Source organism: Viridibacillus sp. KH_047, assembly GCF_057838945.1.
In genome coordinates this window covers 3,263,265-3,280,794 of record NZ_CM174479.1, presented here as the reverse complement: position 1 = coordinate 3,280,794, position 17,530 = coordinate 3,263,265, and the positions used below count along the sequence as shown (strand labels likewise).

Sequence of the window (17,530 nt, the reverse complement as noted above, 5' to 3'; positions counted from 1 at the left end):
GGTAAGGAGGCGATAGATTGAAGCGTAAAGTGCATACACCGTTCATCATCGTATTATTCATCATTGGATTTATGTTAGCGATGCAGTATAACACAGTGAAAAATCCACAACAACGTGATACACGTGATTTATGGGATATTCGTCGGGAACTATCACTAGAAAAGCAGCGTCATTCAGAACTGTTAGCAAACATTCAGCAATTAAATTCCACGATCAGTAAATATGAGAATATGGATAATGATAGTCCAGAACGCATATTGAGGGAAACAGTTCAAGGGTTGAAACAAGAAGCAGGATTAACAGCAATAACATCTCCGGGTTTAGTGCTTAGAATTGATGCTTCACCTGAGGCAAAGGTATTAGGACAAGCAGTACCAAATATCTCACCGGATTTATTGGTAAAACTTGTCAATGAAATTAATCGTTTTAAGGGCAATGCAGTTGAGATTGATCGTAAGAGAATCGTTCAAACAACAGCTATTCGTGATATTAATGGACAAACAACTGTTAATAGTTTGGCTGTTCGAACACCACCATTTATGATAACTATTGGTACGAGTACTTTAGCGGATGCTAATAAGCTTGCAAGTTATTTGGAATCTTCATCCATTTCAGATGATTTTTATCTTGATAATTTAACTTTATCAATTGGAAAACCACAAAAGAAGGTAACTTTAAATGGATTTGATCAATCTTTTCATAATAAATTCTTATCAGAAACGACAAAGGGGGAATAGAATTTGTGGTTACCGTTACTAGGTTTACTATTAGGTATTTCCCTTGGTCTGTTAACTGACGTTCAAATACCTACAATTTATGAAAGTTACTTATCAATTGCAGTACTTGCGGCTTTAGATACTCTCTTTGGTGGGATAAGAGCACAATTACAACAAGTATATGATGATTATGTATTCGTGACAGGTTTTTTCTTTAATATTGCTCTAGCAGCTGGATTAGCTTTTTTAGGAGTTCACTTAGGTGTTGATCTTTATTTGGCAGCCGTTTTCGCTTTTGGAGTGCGACTTTTCCAAAATATTGCTATCATAAGAAGGATATTATTATCAAAATGGAATGATAAAAAAGCAAAACAATCTGAAAAAGCAGTCTAATAGAAGGAATTTTTTCAAAAAGACAGGAATTTATTTAGACAAGTTACTCAATTTACAATAGAATATTGATAAGAGTTGTTGAAGGAGGTGCCACAGATTGAGTCACTCAGAATTATATGTATCACTAGATATAGGATCATCATCCATTAAAGTCGTTATTGGAGAAGTAAATAATGAGACTTTACATGTAATAGGAGTAGGGAATGTAAAATCTACTGGCATTCGTAAAGGGAGTATTGTAGATATAGATGCTACAGTACAATCTATTAAAAAAGCGGTCGAACAAGCCGAAAGAATGATAGGGATGACTATTAATAAAGTTATTCTAGGAATTCCTGCCAATCAGGCTATGCTCCAACCTGTTAAAGGGGTAGTTGCTGTTAATAGTGACAATCGTGAAATAGGCGATGAGGATTTAGATCGCGTAATGGAATCGGCACAAGTGATGTCTATTCCGCCAGAGAGAGAGCTAGTCAATTTAGTTCCTAGACAATTTATAGTAGATAATTTAGATGAAATCAAAGACCCTCGAGGTATGATTGGTATCCGATTAGAAATGGATGGTACATTAATTACTACTTCTAAAACAATCCTGCATAATGTACTCCGTTGCGTTGAAAAAGCGGGATTGGATATACAAGAAATTTACTTACAGTCACTTGCTGCAGGTGAATTTGCATTAACTGAAGATGAAAAGAACCGAGGCACTGCATTTATTGATATTGGCGGAGGTTCAACAACAATTGCTATTTTCAAAGATGAGCATTTCACACACACAGCTGTTATTCCAGTAGGTGGAGAACATATTACGAAAGATTTATCGATTGTCTTAAAAACACCTACAGAACAAGCTGAGAAGATTAAAATTGACTATGGACATGCATTTTACGACGATGCTTCAGAAGATGAACTATTTGAAGTGCCAGTTATTGATGGAGATACAAAGGAACAGTTTAGTCAAAGGTACATATCCGAAATAATCGGTGTTCGATTGGAAGAATTATTCGAATTGATAATCGATGAGTTATATCGGATGGGTATTCAAGATTTACCAGGTGGCGTCGTATTAACTGGTGGCGTTGCCAAATTAGAAGGTATTTCTCAACTAGCTCGCCATGTGTTACAAACGAGAGTAAGAGTTTACACGCCTGAATATATCGGTGTAAGAGAACCTGAATATACATCAGCAGTAAACTTAATTCGTTATGCATATATGGAATCCGAGTTTCTCGGAGATTATAGCGATGACAAACCGCTAGGACCAATTCAAAATACAGAGTCAAATACAAAAGTGCCAACTGCTTATGATGCTCAAGAGCAAAAAGAAGGCGTAGTTGGTAAGGTTCGGAATTTCTTAACCAAATTTTTAGAATAATATAGGCGGCTTTCTCTACACACAATGAGCTAAAATAGGAGGAATAGAGATGTTAGAATTTGATACAGATGTCGAACAACTAGCAGTGATTAAAGTAATCGGCGTTGGCGGCGGCGGTAATAATGCAGTCAATCGTATGATTGAACATGGTGTACAAGGTGTAGAATTCATTGCCGTTAATACAGACTCACAAGCATTAAAACTATCGAAAGCTGATGTGAAATTACAGATTGGTGGTAAATTAACTCGTGGTTTAGGTGCAGGAGCAAACCCTGAAGTTGGGAAAAAGGCTGCTGAAGAAAGTAAAGAACAGTTAGAAGAAGCGTTAAGCGGAGCAGATATGGTATTCGTTACTGCTGGTATGGGTGGCGGTACAGGTACAGGTGCTGCACCTGTGATTGCTCAAATTGCTCACGATTTAGGTGCATTAACAGTAGGTGTTGTAACACGTCCATTCACTTTTGAAGGACGAAAACGTCAATCACAAGGATATGGCGGTACTACTGCAATGAAAGAAGCAGTTGATACATTAATTGTTATTCCAAATGATCGCCTGCTTGAAATAGTAGATAAAAACACGCCAATGTTAGAAGCATTCCGTGAAGCAGATAATGTTCTTCGTCAAGGTGTACAAGGTATCTCAGATTTAATCGCAACACCGGGTCTTATTAACTTAGACTTTGCAGACGTGAAATCTATTATGTCTGATAAAGGTTCTGCATTAATGGGTATTGGTATTGCATCTGGAGAAAATCGTGCAATAGAAGCTGCTAAAAAAGCGATTTCAAGTCCATTACTTGAAACATCGATTCATGGTGCAAAAGGTGTCCTAATGAATATGACTGGTGGTTCAAACCTAGGTCTTTATGAAGTAGGGGATGCAGCTGATATTGTATCTGCAGCATCTGATGAAGATGTGAATATTATCTTTGGTGCGGTAATTAATGATAACTTGAAAGATGAAATCATCGTTACAGTTATTGCAACTGGATTCTCAGATGATGATATGCCTGTAGACCCGCGTTCAGCTGGTCGCGGCGGAATCGGTGCTGGTCGTCCAGCTGTTACTACGGCTTCTCAACAAGTTGGTCGTGAAGTAAGACAAGAAGAAGTAAAAGTACATCAAGAGCCTGTGCGCCAAACACAAACGTCACAATCTCAAGATGATGCTTTAGATATTCCAACATTCTTACGTAATCGCCAAAAAAGACGTTAATTTATTAATCCAACTAGCTCACACAATTTATTGTGTGGGCTTTTTATTTTGTGGAAAATATCTTCAAAAAAATGTCAGTATACACTTTTTTCTGTCGCAATTTTTTGCGGAATCACTTCACAGTTTGACATTTTTTGAAGTTGGAGAATGTTAACCTTTCAATAGGGAGGCGGTGTCATGTACGGAGAAGTTATTTTAGCGCTCAATACAATTTTTAATTACATTGTCTTGTCCTTTACAAGTAAGATTGGTGCATTGCAAGTGTCGAGAAAAAGATTGTTGTTAAGCGCGCTAATAGGTGCATGCGTCGTTGTCTTTATTGGTCAATCTGTTATACCAATGATTTTTGCATTTGTCGTGATGACAATTAGTGCTTTTGGTTTTCATTTTATGAAATGGCTCAAAAGTGCTGTTATCTGTATTGTTGCCGCATTATTTGCAGGTGGTCTATTAACTGCTCTTGAGCCACTATTTTTTAAAATGCCTACTGTCTATTTTGCATCGACCAGCAGTATCATAGCTATTGCTGGGCTTGTTCTATTGCAAAATAGATGGACCGTTAGTAAACAGCAATCGCTTGAACGTGGACTAGTATTTGATACGACAATGACGTTTCAAGGGCAGAGTTGGCTGTTAAGAGGCTTTATCGATACAGGAAATAGTTGCATCGAGCCATTAACTGGTAGGGCTGTTCATTTTATTGCTTGGAGCGCGTTAGAAGAACGTATGGATGATGTGCTAAAAACTGCACTACAGAGCTGGCAATCATCTAATCCTTACAAATTATCGATGTTCCCGAAAGAGTTACAAAGTAAGTTGACGGTTATTCGATTTTCAACGGTACAAGAAAAAGCGGTTTATGGAATCGCTTTCCGCTTTGATCAGTGGGAGGTACACGGGGAAGATGGTTTCTTTATCGCACCGGGTTTTTTCGTACTTACAAGGGAATCAGATCATTTCCCACAGCAGGTAGATGTCATTCTAAATGTCTCAACGCTTTGTCAATAATGATGGAAGGGGTTTTTACATGATTCGAAAATTTTGGCACTGGCTACAGCAGAAGTTCATTACTTGGAGAACGAAGGGTACTTTTTATATAGGAAGTCATGAATCGCTGCCTGTACCATTGAAAAAAGAGGAGGAGAAGGAAGTTATTGCGGCGTTTATGAGAGGAGATATGAGTGCTAGAGATACGTTAATCGAACGTAATTTGCGTTTAGTAGTTTATATTGCTAGACGTTTTGATAATTCAAATACACCAATTGAAGATTTAATCAGTATTGGATCGATTGGATTAATAAAAGCAATTGAAACTTTTAATACTGAAAAAAATATCAAACTCGCTACATACGCTTCTAGATGTATCGAAAATGAAATTTTAATGCACTTACGCAAAACAAGTCGAACTAAAGGTGAAGTGTCTCTAGATGAACCGCTCAATTCAGATGCTGATGGTAATGAATTATTATTATCGGATATTTTAGGGACGGACGAGCATATTATTACGGATAATGTTGAAAAGAAAATCGAGCGCCAACATATGTTTCAAGCAATTCATATATTGGAAGAGCGCGAACGCTATATAATGGAATGTCGTTTCGGACTAAATGGTAGAGAAGAGATGACGCAGAAGGAAGTTGCAGATCATCTCGGTATTTCTCAATCTTATATTTCTCGTTTAGAGAAGAAAATTATTCATGAATTACGTGAAAATTTAAATCAACCAACTATGTAATGGTTGAAATTGGTCATTTTTCCACCGCATATTCTGACGCTTAACGGACAAACTGAACTTACAACAAAGAAAGTAAGAAGCGTCCGGAGGAAATGACTATGCGAACAAAAGTGGATTTATGCGGTGTAGATACTGCAAAGTTACCTGTATTAAAGCATGAGGAAATGCGTCAGTTATTTATCCAATTGCAAAGTGGCCAAGAGGAAGTAAGAGACCAGCTCGTTATGGGCAATCTACGTTTAGTGCTCAGTATTGTGGGGCGTTTTGCATACCGTGGTGAACAGGCTGATGACCTGTTTCAAGTCGGCTGTATTGGTTTATTGAAATCAATTGATCATTTTGATTTGTCTCATAATGTGAGATTTTCAACCTATGCAGTACCTATGATTATTGGGGAGATTCGCAGGCATCTGCGGGACCATCACCCACTGCGCGTTGCTCGCTCATTGCGTGATATTGCCTATAAGGCAATGCAGGCTAAAGAGCAATTTATCAATGAGCAATTACGTGAACCAACGCTATCAGATTTAGCGCGTATGACAGGCTTGCCACAAGAGGATATATTATTTGCTTTAGATGCAATTCAAGAACCAATGTCATTGCATGAGCCGATTTATTCGGATGGTGGTGATCCAGTTTATATGATGGATCAACTAAAAGATAATGCAGTTTCTGAAGAACGATGGTTGACTTATGTAACCATGAAAGAAAATGTTATGAAGCTAGATGAACGGCAACAAAAAATCTTAGCAAAACGTTTTTACTATGGTGAAACCCAGACTGAAATAGCAAACGAATTAGGAATTTCGCAAGCTCAAATTTCTAGGCTGGAAAAAAGTGCAATTAAAACAATTCAAAAGCAAATATCACAATACGATAATTAATAACTATGGCAAAGACGTATCAAACTATAAAAGTTGATGCGTTTTTTGCTATTTCCCTTCATAGACTAAGTTAGGAGGGATGTAGATGAGATTTTCTGATATCCAACGAAAAGAAATTATTGAAGCAGGCAATGGACGTTTTTTAGGGTTTGTCCTAGACGCAGTATTGTCGGAAGAAACGGGCATGATTGAGGCATTCGTCGTATCCGAACCGAAGAGATTCTTTCAATTTTCACAAAGTGATAAGGATGCAATGAAAATTCGTATAGAAGATATTCTTGTAGTAGGAAAGGATGTCATCTTAGTGAAAGCACGATAGTGAAATGTATGACTATTCATTGATAATTCATGCGTAGCTTGGTACAATAAGGTAACAAGTATCTTTGAAAAGATGGGAATAAAATGACGTTAATTATAAATAACTTAGAAGAAATTCAGCTAAAGATTGAAAAAGCAGCAAACAGGGTAGGTAGACAAGTAGCAGATGTATCAATTATCGCAGTTACGAAGCAAGTGTCTACTGAACGAGCTATTGAAGCGCTTGATGCAGGATTAAATCAATTGGGCGAAAATCGTCCAGAAGGCTTGTTAGAAAAAAGAAAAACAATTACAGAACGTGCTGTATGGCATTATATCGGCTCGATGCAAACACGTAAAGTAAAACAAGTCATTGATAAAATTGATTATTTACACTCCTTAGATCGTATTAGTTTAGCAGAAGAAATTGAAAAACGAGCAACATGTAGTGTGAATTGTTTTGTACAAGTAAATGTCTCAGGTGAAGAATCAAAGCATGGTCTACAACCAGAAGAAGTCATACCGTTTATAGAGCAACTATCGCAATATTCTCGTATTCGAGTAGTGGGTTTAATGACAATGGCCCCAAATACAGAAGATTTAGAAGTAGTTCGCAACGTTTTTAAAAAACTTAAAAAGCTACAATTGGAAGTCGAAAATAACGGATATGCTCATGCACCATGTCACGATTTATCGATGGGAATGTCAAATGACTATGAAATCGCTGTCGAAGAGGGTGCAACGTATGTTCGAATTGGTACGGCTCTAGTTGGCAACGAAAGAAGGGATTCTTAATGAGCATGAAGGATAAAATTAAGAACTTTTTTTTACTAGAAGAAGATGATGAAGACTATTATGAGCAATCGCAACCGCAACCGCAACAATTACAACAGCAACAGCAACAGCAACAGCAACGCCAACAAAGAGTCATGTCACAACCTGTTCATCAAGCTGCAGTAAGTCAACCTGCAGTTAAAAAAGTAAGCAACAAGGAGCGACGGAATGTGACAACTGAACATACAAATACGCCTAATTTAGTAAGTATTACACAAAAATCTTCTAAGGTTGTCTTAGCTGAACCTCGTGTCTATGCAGAAGCTCAAGATATTGCTGAACATTTAAAAAGTAAGCGTGCAGTCGTTGTAAATCTACAGCGTATTGATAAAGAGCAAGGTATTCGTATTATTGACTTCTTGAGTGGTACAATATGTGCACTGGGTGGAGATATAAAACGTATTGGGACGGACATATTCTTATGCACACCAGATAATGTAGAAGTTGACGGTAATATTTCTGAATATTATTATGAAGACTGATCAAACTGAGGAGTTTATTAATTTATGTATATAGTAGGTACTATCATTTCAAAATTGTTTTTCTATTATTCAATTGCGCTAATCATTTATATTTTGATGTCGTGGGTTCCAGCAGCGTATGAGTCTAAATTTGGACAAATTTTAGGTAAAATTTGTGACCCGTATTTAGAGTTATTTAGACGTTTTATTCCACCATTAGGTATGATTGATATTTCACCAATCGTCGCATTATTTGTATTGAATTTGGCAAATCAAGGAGTAATAAGTTTATTTAATGGATTTTTACTCTAGTATTTTAGTCAATGTTACTATTCCCCACAATATGAATGTGGGGTTTTTTTATTAAGAAAGGAGGGGGACTATGGAAGAGATATTCCAGCATTTCCGACCAGAAGAGCGTGAATTTATTGATCAAGTTAGTGGCTGGCGTATGGAAGTAGAAGATCGCTATGCGCCAAAGTTAACGGATTTCCTAGATCCACGTCAACGATTTATTGTCCAGTCAATCATTGGACATCAGGGCGATATTGTAATGGCGTATTATGGTGCATTTGATGAAGCTGAGCGCAGAAGGATTCTTATATACCCTTCCTATTTTGAACCAGTCGAAGAGGACTATCAAATCACGGTATTTCATTTGCGCTATCCTTCTAAGTTTGTTCAACTTGAGCATCCAGATGTTCTAGGGGCGTTATTGTCACTTGGTTTAGGACGAGAGAAATTTGGGGATATCAGATTAGACAACTCTACAGCCCAATTCGCTATTGCTTCTGAAGTAGAAGATTATGTAAGAGCTAATCTCACTTCAATTGGTAAGGTAAAAGTATATGTAGAAGCGCTAGATTCAACTGAAATGTTACTACCGAATGAAGAAGTCTGGACGGATGAAATGATGACAGTGAGTTCGATACGTTTAGATACGGTTATTGCTTCTGTATTTAATATATCTCGTCAGAAATCAGCAGCGCTTATTAATAGTGGAAAAGTGAAGGTTAACTTTACTATCAGAGAAAATATATCTTTTGAATTGCATGAACTCGATTTATTATCGATTCGAGGATTTGGAAGATTTATGATAAGAGCTATTGAAGGAAGAACAAAAAAAGATAAAATCCGCATTAATATTGGTCGTATGGAAAGAAAATCATAACAATTTCATTAAATTTGTTGTTTTTTCGATGTACTTACCATTAATGACCTGTATAATAGTTTACAATATATATTATGCTATAAGGGAGAGTGTAGAAAATGCCGTTATCGCCTGTTGATATACATAATAAAGAGTTTACCCGTGGTTTTAGAGGTTACAATGAAGATGAAGTCAATGAGTTTTTAATGCAAATCATAAAAGACTATGAAGTTGTTTTAAAAGAGAAAAAAGAGTTAGAAAGCAAATTACTAACTTCAAATGAGCAAATTGGTCACTATAATTCAATTGAATCAACTCTTCAAAAATCCATTGTCATAGCACAAGAAGCTGCTGAAGAAGTGAGACGTAATTCTACGAAAGAAGCAAAATTAATCGTTAAAGAAGCTGAGAAAAATGCAGATCGTATTGTTAATGAAGCTCTATCAAAAGCACGTCGTATTGCACTAGAAATTGAAGAGTTGAAAAAACAATCTAAAGTATTCCGTAATCGTTTCAAAATGATTGTTGAAGCACAATTAGATTTGATTGAATCAGATGATTGGGATCATTTATTGGAATATGAAATTGATTCAACAGAATTAGAGCGCTTGGATACACCGGTAGAGTAAACGATACTTGACTGAATGCTTTCTGTTTTCTATAATGTCAACATATCAAAGAAAAAGTTATGATGGAGACAGTATTTTTTGAGTGATGTAAAAGCGATCTGAGGACGGTGTAAGCTCGGACTAAACACTCAAGGAAGAAAATCACTCTGGAACTAGATTACTGAACAAAAACAGTAAGTAATCTCGGCTCACACCACGTTACGGTGTCTAAGAGGCGTATTATTTTATATACGCAATTAGGGTGGTACCGCGAGATAATTCCTCCTCGTCCCTTTTTTGGGATGAGGAGTTTTTTATTTGCATAAAAAAGAGGAGGATTTATATGGAATATAAAGATACGTTATTAATGCCGAAAACAGATTTCCCGATGCGAGGAAATTTGCCGGCTAATGAACCGAAAATTCAAGAAAAATGGGAAGAGATGGACATCAATGCGTTGGTGCTAGAACGTACAAAAGATCGCCCAGCATTCATCTTACATGATGGTCCTCCGTACGCAAATGGTGACCTTCATATGGGTCATGCATTAAACAAAGTATTAAAAGATATGGTTAATCGTCATCGTTCAATGACTGGTTACTTCGTTCCTTATGTACCAGGTTGGGATACGCATGGTCTACCAATCGAGCAAGCATTAGCTAACAAAGGTGTAAAACGCAAAGAAATGACTACTGCGGAATTCCGTAAACTTTGTGAAGAGTATGCTTACGAGCAAGTTGATCGTCAACGAACTCAATTCAAACGTATCGGTGTACGTGGTGATTGGGATAATCCCTATATCACATTACAACCTAAATTCGAAGCGCGTCAAATTAAAGTCTTCGGTGAAATGGCAAAAAAAGGTTATATCTATAAAGGCTTAAAACCAGTTTACTGGTCTCCTTCAAGTGAATCAGCATTAGCTGAAGCAGAAATCGAATACCAAGATATCAAATCGCCATCTATCTATGTTGCATTTGGTGTAAAAGACGGTAAAGGTGTAGTTAATACTGACGAAAGCTTTATCATCTGGACGACAACACCGTGGACAATTCCTGCTAACTTAGGTATTTCCGTGAATCCAGAATTCACATATGCTGTAGTAAAAGTAGCTGATAAGAAATTTATCATCGCTAAAGGTTTACTTGAAAAAGTAGCAGAAACGTTAGAATGGGAAAACTACGAAATTGACCGTGAAATCGCTGGACAAGATTTAGAATACGTTGTAGCAGCTCACCCTATATACGGCCGTGATTCATTTATTATGTGCGGTGATCACGTAACACTTGACGCCGGTACTGGTTGTGTTCATACAGCTCCTGGACATGGTGAAGACGACTTTAACATAGGTAAAAAATACGATATTGGTATTTTAAGCCCAGTTAATAACCGTGGTGTATTAACTGAAGAGGCTCCTGGCTTTGAAGGATTGTTCTATAATGATGCCAATAAAGAAATTACAAAAGCATTAGAAGAAAAAGGAGCATTACTAAAACTTTCATTCTTCTCGCACTCATATCCACATGACTGGCGTACAAAAAAACCAGTTATTTATCGTGCAACTGCACAGTGGTTTGCATCAATTGAAGCATTCCGTCCCGAATTGTTACAAGCAATACGTGATACAAACTTTACACCTTCATGGGGTGAAACACGTCTATTCAATATGATTCGTGACCGCGGGGATTGGTGTATTTCTCGTCAACGTGCTTGGGGTGTTCCAATTCCAGTATTTTATGCTGAGAATGATGAACCAATCATCACTGAAGAGACAATTGAGCATGTTGCAAATCTATTCAAAGAACACGGTTCTAACATTTGGTTCGAACGTGAAGCGAAAGATTTATTACCAGCAGGTTTCACTCATCCAGGTAGCCCAAATGGCGAATTCACTAAAGAAACCGACATTATGGACGTTTGGTTTGACTCAGGTTCGACACACCAAGGTGTATTACAAGAACGCCCAGAATTACGTTACCCTGCAGACCTTTATTTAGAAGGCTCTGACCAATACCGTGGATGGTTTAACTCTTCACTTATTACAAGTGTTGCTATAAACGGACATGCGCCGTATAAAGGTTTACTTTCTCACGGTTTCGTATTAGATGGCGAAGGTCGCAAAATGAGTAAATCTATCGGGAATATTATCGCTCCTATCAAAGTAATGAACCAATACGGTGGCGATATTCTACGTTTATGGGTAGCATCAGTAGACTACACAGCTGACGTTCGTATTTCTATGGACATCATGAAGCAAGTTTCTGAAGTATACCGTAAAATTCGTAATACGCTTCGATTCCTACATGGTAATGTGAGTGACTTCAATCCTGAAACAGATCGTGTAGCATATGCAGATCTTCGTGAAGTAGATCGCTATATGTACATGAAATTACAAGATGTGATTAAAGCTGTACGCACGCATTATGATAACTATGAATTTGCAAGCGTATATCACACAATCAACAACTTCGTAGCAACTGAGTTAAGCTCATTCTACTTAGATATTGCAAAAGACGTTGTATATATCGAAGGTCAAGATAATGCAGACCGTCGTGCAATGCAATCGGTTATGTATGATACATTACAAGCATTATTAAAATTATTAACTCCAATCATCCCACACACAACAGATGAAATGTGGTCGTATTTAGATAACACAGAGGCAGTAAGTGTTCAATTAACTGATATGCCAGAAGCTGTTGAACAAGAAGATTTTGAAGCATTACGCACGAAATGGGCTCAAATTATCACTGTTCGTAATGCAATTTTAAAAGCTTTAGAAGAAGCGCGTAACGCGAAAGTAATCGGTAAATCATTAGAAGCAAAAGTAACTGTCTTTGCAGATGAAGCAACTACGGCTTTACTATCAGACCAAGCTATTAATTTTGCTCAATTGAATATCGTTTCAGAATTCGTTGTAGGCGGCGAAACTGCACAAGCTCCCGCAGAAGCAGTTGTAGTTGATAACGTAGCTGTTCTTGTAGAAAAAGCTACAGGTGAAAAATGTGAACGTTGCTGGTCAATTTCTGAAACAGTTGGTCAAAGTGAATCACACCCAACATTATGTGCAAACTGTGCGGATGTTGTAGAAAAATACTATACTGAAGCATAATAAAAAAATGAGCAGCCGATAATTTAATCGGACTGCTCATTTTTTAGAATGGAAAGAGTAATTCAAAGAAATCTGAAACAACATAATATTATATTTATCTGTTTAAGTGGCGGCCTTTTTCAATGATTATTCATTGAAAGGGGCTTTTTTGTTGCAAAATGAAGTATATTATGAGTAGTTTTTTTCATTCATAGCACTATTATGTTAAAATGGTTAAGATATAGAGTAAACGGAGGATATTGCGGTGTATAAATATTATGGGCTAGCAGCTTTTGTAGTAATTATCGATCAACTAACAAAATGGAGTATCGTTAAAAACATGCAACTTGGTGAAAGTATTATGCTATGGGATCCTTATTTTGGACTTCTTTCGCATCGTAATCGCGGAGCAGCATGGGGAATGTTACAGGGACAATTTTGGTTATTTGCAATTGTTACGGTAGCTGTAATAATCGGTATTCTTTATTATTTTCATAAAGAAGCAAAAGGAAAGCCATTATTTCAAGCGAGCTTAATGTTCATATTAGGTGGAGCGATTGGTAATTTTATTGATCGTGTGTTTCGCGGTGAAGTAGTGGATTTTGTAAATGTACTAATCCCAGTTATTAATTATGATTTCCCGATTTTTAATATTGCAGATGCAGCGTTAACAATTGGCGTTGTGATGTTAATTATTTATATGCTCTTTGAAGAGAAACTCAATCAGAAAAAGGTGAAGCAATGACAGCAGTAAGTTATACAGTAATGCAAGAATTGAATGGTGAGCGTATTGATAAAGCATTTGCAGCAATGCAACAAGACTGGTCACGTTCTCAAATTCAAGCTTGGTTAAAAGATGGAATCGTTATGGTAAATGATGAGCCAGTTAAAACAAAATATAAAGTAAAAGAAGGGGACGTTATTTCAGTAACTCCTCCAGAAACAGAACCACTTGAAATAGTAGCAGAAGATTTAAATTTAGAGATCGTCTATGAAGATAGCGACGTAATTGTAGTTAACAAGCCAAAAGGCATGGTCGTACATCCAGCGCCAGGTCATGCAACTGGTACTCTTGTAAATGGTCTAATGTATCATTGCAAAGATTTATCAGGTATTAATGGTGTAGCGCGTCCAGGAATCGTGCATCGTATTGATAAAGATACTTCAGGTTTATTAATGGTTGCCAAAAACGATAAAGCACATGAATCATTAGTACAGCAACTTGTAGATAAGACAGTAACTCGTCGTTATACGGCGCTTGTTCATGGTCATATTCCACACGATAAAGGAACAATTGATGCTCCGATAGGTCGGGATTCACGCGATCGTCAAAAAATGGGCGTTGTTGATAATGGGAAGCATGCGATTACGCATTTTGCTGTTATCGACCGTTTAGGAGTGGATTACACTCTTGTCCATTGTAGACTAGAAACAGGACGTACACATCAAATTCGTGTCCATATGAACTATATTGGTTATCCATTAGCGGGTGATCCAAAATACGGGCCGAGAAAAACACTCGACTTTGGTGGACAAGTTCTACACGCTGGTGTATTAGGCTTTATTCATCCTTCAACTGGTGAATATATAGAATTTGAGGCGCCATTACCAGCTGATTATGAAGAGTTATTAAAAGAATTGAAAAGTAACTATTGACATTTTAAGTCCTAGAGTAATATACTTATCGTAGTGAAAAATTAAATATTCACCTTTAAAGACAGTCCAGAGAGGCTGAGAAGGTATGCGTGAAATGTGGAAAATCCTTGTGATGCAAGTATTTTCGACATATCTTAAGTACACCTATATCCTCTTGGGCTCATTGCTCAAGAGGTTTTTTTATGCTCATAACGAGAGGAGGAAAAATAATGACACAGAAGGCAGTATTACTTGATGAACCAGCTATGAATCGTGCTTTAACTCGAATCGCTCATGAAATCATTGAACGCAATGAAGGAATTGATGAGTGCATTTTAGTAGGTATCAAAACGAGAGGCGCTTATTTAGCAAGAAGGCTAGCTCAAAAGATCAATAGAATTGAAGGTAAAGAAATACGTACCGGAGAACTTGATATCACGCTATATCGTGATGATTTGTCAACAAAAACAGACAACGAAGAGCCACTAGTACAGCAAGTTGATATTACGGACAACGTATCAGAGCAAAAAATCATTCTTGTAGATGATGTGCTATATACAGGTCGAACAGTAAGGTCAGCTATGGATGCGGTCATGGACTTAGGAAGACCTTCACAAATCCAACTAGCCGTATTAGTCGATCGTGGTCATAGAGAACTACCTATTCGTGCTGATTATGTAGGGAAGAACATTCCGACATCAGGAAATGAAAGAATCGTAGTTAACATGGTAGAAGTTGATGCTACGGATTGCGTCACAATTCACGAATAAGCAAGGTAAAGAATGTGAGGATAACAGGATATGGCAAACGCAGTTTTAGATATAGATGAAAAACCAAAAGCACTTCAACTTGTTACACTAAGTGCTCAACATATGTTTGCGATGTTCGGCTCAACAATATTAGTTCCTAAGCTTACTGGTTTGAGCCCAGCGATGGCCCTTTTAACAAGTGGTATCGCAACGCTGATATTCTTATTAGTAACGAGATTTCAAGTCCCAGCTTACTTAGGATCTTCATTCGCTTTTATCACACCAATCATCTTTGTATCAAACAATGGTGGTGTTGGAAGTGCAATGATCGGATCGATGTTCGTCGGTTTAACTTACGGCATAGTCTCACTACTCATTTGGAAAACGGGTTATAAATGGATTATGAAGTTATTGCCGCCAATCGTTGTAGCTCCGGTTATTATGGTTATCGGTCTTGGTCTTGCAACAGTTGCAGTTGATATGGCGATGAATATTCCAGATGGCGATGGTGGGAAGATATATAGTTTCCCAGACTTCTCTGCAGCTCTAGTTACGTTAGCAGCAGCCATTATTTGTACAATCTTCTTCAAAAATATCATTAGTACAATGCCAATTCTAATCGGTTTAGTTGTAGGTTATATATACTCAGCAGCAATCGGTATTGTTGACTATACTGCAATTGGACAAGCAAAATGGTTTGCACTTCCTGACTTCTTAATCCCAGGAATAGATTATGAATTCAAAGTGACAAGCACATTGCTTCTAGCGATGGTACCAATCGTGATTGTCACGATTTCAGAACATATTGGCCACCAATTAGTGTTGGGTAAAGTTGTAAATCGCAATTATATTAAAGAACCAGGTTTACATCGTTCACTATTAGGTGATGGTTTAGGAACGCTAATGAGTGCATTCATCGGTGGACCACCGAAAACAACTTATGGTGAAAATATCGGTGTCCTAGTGTTGACAAGAGTTTATAGTGTATACGTCATCGGTGGCGCAGCAATATTAGCAATAGTGATGGCTTTCTTTTCAAAAGCGATGGCAGTTATCGAAACAATTCCAACTTCAGTGTTGGGCGGTGTATCAATTCTATTATTCGGAATCATCGCATCTAGTGGTCTACGAATGCTAGTTGAAAATAAAGTAGACTTCGATGATAAACGTAACTTAGTCATTGCATCAGTTATCTTGATCTTTGGTATCGGTGGCGCAACATTGAAAATACCGCAAGTTTCTGACACGTTTGCAATTGAAGGTATGGCCTTAGCAGCCATCGTCGGTGTCATTTTAAACTTAGTACTACCAGGTCGCGATAAAGAAGTCGCTGATTTGGATGAATAACATTTAAATACTGTACCTTTTAACAGATTGCCCAGAGAGGCAAAGAAGGGTTGTATAGATTCGAAAGCATGTGCGAAAGCGCTATGCTTATCCTGTCATATCCTTCCTCAGCCTCCCTACTAATCTAGGGAGGCTTTATTTATAAACTAGGAGGCTCATGATGAGAAACTTACTGTCAATGGATGAAGTATCAAAAGAAGGAATTATGCTGATTTTAAACCGCGCTGCTGAATTTGAAGCAGGTGCGAAACCACAACTAGAGAAAGAATACTTTATCGCGAACCTATTTTTTGAGCCAAGCACAAGAACAAAAACATCATTTGAATCAGCAGAAAGAAAAATAGGAGCTACAGTAATTCCCTTTGATGCAGGATTCTCTAGCGTGCTAAAGGGTGAAACATTGTACGACACGGTAAAAACGATTCAACAAAGCGGTATCGATGCAGTCGTAATTCGTCATAAACAAGATGCCTACTACGAAGAGCTTTTAGAAGGTTTGGACGTATCAATTATCAATGCAGGTGATGGTGCCGGACAGCATCCTTCTCAATCTTTGCTTGATTTATACACAATCTTCAAAGAGTTCAGGAAATTTGAAGGTGTCAATGTTACAATTGCAGGTGATGTTTCTCATAGTCGTGTTGCAAAATCAGATGCAACAGCACTTACTACTTTAGGAGCAAACGTCAACTTTGTTTGTCCTCCAGAGTGGCAAGGTGAGTATGAGGCGCATCAAGATTGGGATCAACTAATCGAAAAGAGTGATGTCATAATGCTGCTTCGGGTACAACATGAACGTGAAGCAGCATATGATGGATTCACAGTTGAGTCATACAGAGAAAGATATGGCTTAACTGAAGAACGTGAAAAAATGATGAAGGATGGAGCAATTATTATGCACCCGGCACCGATTAACCGTGGTGTAGAAATTGATTCATCATTAGTAGAATGTGAGCGTTCAAGAATCTTCTCTCAAATGCGAAACGGATTATTCATCCGCATGGCAATATTAGAACATATTTTAAAGGGGCGAGGCTAA

Annotated in this window: 19 protein-coding genes and 1 other annotated feature; all 19 genes read left to right on the top strand. The window is 37.5% G+C overall.

Annotation, left to right across the window (positions count from 1 at the left end; genetic code table 11):
* Nucleotides 1–17 precede the first annotated feature (17 nt).
* The 19 genes from AC3IS5_RS16205 to AC3IS5_RS16115 all read left to right on the top strand — a co-directional run bounded on the left by AC3IS5_RS16205 (nucleotide 18) and on the right by AC3IS5_RS16115 (nucleotide 17,530).
* Nucleotides 18–737: a DUF881 domain-containing protein gene (locus AC3IS5_RS16205; protein ID WP_489425315.1), complete on the top strand. Its 720-nt coding sequence runs from the start codon at nucleotides 18–20 to the stop codon at nucleotides 735–737.
* Nucleotides 738–740: 3 nt separating this feature from the next.
* Entirely contained in the window at nucleotides 741–1,109 is a 369-nt protein-coding gene (locus AC3IS5_RS16200; protein WP_038183861.1) for a small basic family protein, read from the top strand.
* Nucleotides 1,110–1,206: 97 nt separating this feature from the next.
* On the top strand, nucleotides 1,207–2,484 hold the full coding sequence (gene ftsA, locus AC3IS5_RS16195; protein ID WP_489425314.1) for a cell division protein FtsA: 1,278 nt from the start codon (nucleotides 1,207–1,209) through the stop codon (nucleotides 2,482–2,484).
* A 49-nt stretch (nucleotides 2,485–2,533) separates the two neighbouring features.
* Entirely contained in the window at nucleotides 2,534–3,700 is a 1,167-nt protein-coding gene (gene ftsZ / locus AC3IS5_RS16190; RefSeq protein WP_489425313.1) for a cell division protein FtsZ, read from the top strand.
* A gap of 177 nt (nucleotides 3,701–3,877) precedes the next feature.
* On the top strand, nucleotides 3,878–4,708 hold the full coding sequence (locus tag AC3IS5_RS16185; RefSeq protein ID WP_489425312.1) for a sigma-E processing peptidase SpoIIGA: 831 nt from the start codon (nucleotides 3,878–3,880) through the stop codon (nucleotides 4,706–4,708).
* 19 nt (nucleotides 4,709–4,727) lie between these two features.
* Nucleotides 4,728–5,435 (top strand): RNA polymerase sporulation sigma factor SigE, encoded by a 708-nt coding sequence (gene sigE, locus AC3IS5_RS16180; RefSeq protein ID WP_038183874.1) that lies wholly within the window; start codon nucleotides 4,728–4,730, stop codon nucleotides 5,433–5,435.
* Nucleotides 5,436–5,533: 98 nt separating this feature from the next.
* A complete protein-coding gene (gene sigG, locus AC3IS5_RS16175; RefSeq protein WP_038183877.1) occupies nucleotides 5,534–6,319 on the top strand; it encodes an RNA polymerase sporulation sigma factor SigG in 786 nt (261 codons plus the stop codon).
* An 85-nt stretch (nucleotides 6,320–6,404) separates the two neighbouring features.
* Nucleotides 6,405–6,638: a PRC-barrel domain-containing protein gene (locus AC3IS5_RS16170; RefSeq protein WP_489425311.1), complete on the top strand. Its 234-nt coding sequence runs from the start codon at nucleotides 6,405–6,407 to the stop codon at nucleotides 6,636–6,638.
* An 83-nt stretch (nucleotides 6,639–6,721) separates the two neighbouring features.
* Complete coding sequence (locus tag AC3IS5_RS16165) at nucleotides 6,722–7,411, top strand: YggS family pyridoxal phosphate-dependent enzyme (RefSeq protein ID WP_489425310.1); 690 nt, start codon at nucleotides 6,722–6,724, stop codon at nucleotides 7,409–7,411.
* Nucleotides 7,411–7,932, top strand: a complete 522-nt coding sequence (locus tag AC3IS5_RS16160; protein WP_489425309.1) for a cell division protein SepF — start codon at nucleotides 7,411–7,413, stop codon at nucleotides 7,930–7,932. Before AC3IS5_RS16165 ends, AC3IS5_RS16160 begins: the two co-directional genes overlap by 1 nt.
* Nucleotides 7,933–7,956: 24 nt before the next feature.
* Nucleotides 7,957–8,223 carry a YggT family protein gene (locus AC3IS5_RS16155; RefSeq protein ID WP_489425308.1) on the top strand — a complete coding sequence of 89 codons (267 nt, stop codon included), beginning with the start codon at nucleotides 7,957–7,959 and terminating at the stop codon, nucleotides 8,221–8,223.
* Nucleotides 8,224–8,293: 70 nt separating this feature from the next.
* On the top strand, nucleotides 8,294–9,082 hold the full coding sequence (locus AC3IS5_RS16150; RefSeq protein ID WP_489425307.1) for a YlmH family RNA-binding protein: 789 nt from the start codon (nucleotides 8,294–8,296) through the stop codon (nucleotides 9,080–9,082).
* A gap of 98 nt (nucleotides 9,083–9,180) precedes the next feature.
* Nucleotides 9,181–9,690 carry a DivIVA domain-containing protein gene (locus AC3IS5_RS16145; protein ID WP_038183899.1) on the top strand — a complete coding sequence of 170 codons (510 nt, stop codon included), beginning with the start codon at nucleotides 9,181–9,183 and terminating at the stop codon, nucleotides 9,688–9,690.
* Between the two features lie 50 nt (nucleotides 9,691–9,740).
* Nucleotides 9,741–9,966, top strand: a binding site (T-box leader).
* A gap of 46 nt (nucleotides 9,967–10,012) precedes the next feature.
* Nucleotides 10,013–12,781: an isoleucine--tRNA ligase gene (gene ileS / locus AC3IS5_RS16140; RefSeq protein ID WP_489425306.1), complete on the top strand. Its 2,769-nt coding sequence runs from the start codon at nucleotides 10,013–10,015 to the stop codon at nucleotides 12,779–12,781.
* A gap of 244 nt (nucleotides 12,782–13,025) precedes the next feature.
* Entirely contained in the window at nucleotides 13,026–13,505 is a 480-nt protein-coding gene (gene lspA / locus AC3IS5_RS16135; RefSeq protein WP_489425305.1) for a signal peptidase II, read from the top strand.
* Nucleotides 13,502–14,416 carry an RluA family pseudouridine synthase gene (locus AC3IS5_RS16130; RefSeq protein WP_489425304.1) on the top strand — a complete coding sequence of 305 codons (915 nt, stop codon included), beginning with the start codon at nucleotides 13,502–13,504 and terminating at the stop codon, nucleotides 14,414–14,416. The genes lspA and AC3IS5_RS16130 overlap by 4 nt, the downstream gene beginning before the upstream one ends.
* Nucleotides 14,417–14,625: 209 nt before the next feature.
* Nucleotides 14,626–15,165 (top strand): bifunctional pyr operon transcriptional regulator/uracil phosphoribosyltransferase PyrR, encoded by a 540-nt coding sequence (gene pyrR / locus AC3IS5_RS16125; protein WP_053417522.1) that lies wholly within the window; start codon nucleotides 14,626–14,628, stop codon nucleotides 15,163–15,165.
* Nucleotides 15,166–15,195: 30 nt separating this feature from the next.
* Nucleotides 15,196–16,491, top strand: a complete 1,296-nt coding sequence (locus AC3IS5_RS16120; protein WP_489425303.1) for a uracil-xanthine permease family protein — start codon at nucleotides 15,196–15,198, stop codon at nucleotides 16,489–16,491.
* A gap of 160 nt (nucleotides 16,492–16,651) precedes the next feature.
* The gene (locus AC3IS5_RS16115) at nucleotides 16,652–17,530 is read left to right on the top strand and encodes an aspartate carbamoyltransferase catalytic subunit (RefSeq protein ID WP_489425302.1); all 879 of its coding nucleotides are present in this window, start codon (nucleotides 16,652–16,654) and stop codon (nucleotides 17,528–17,530) included.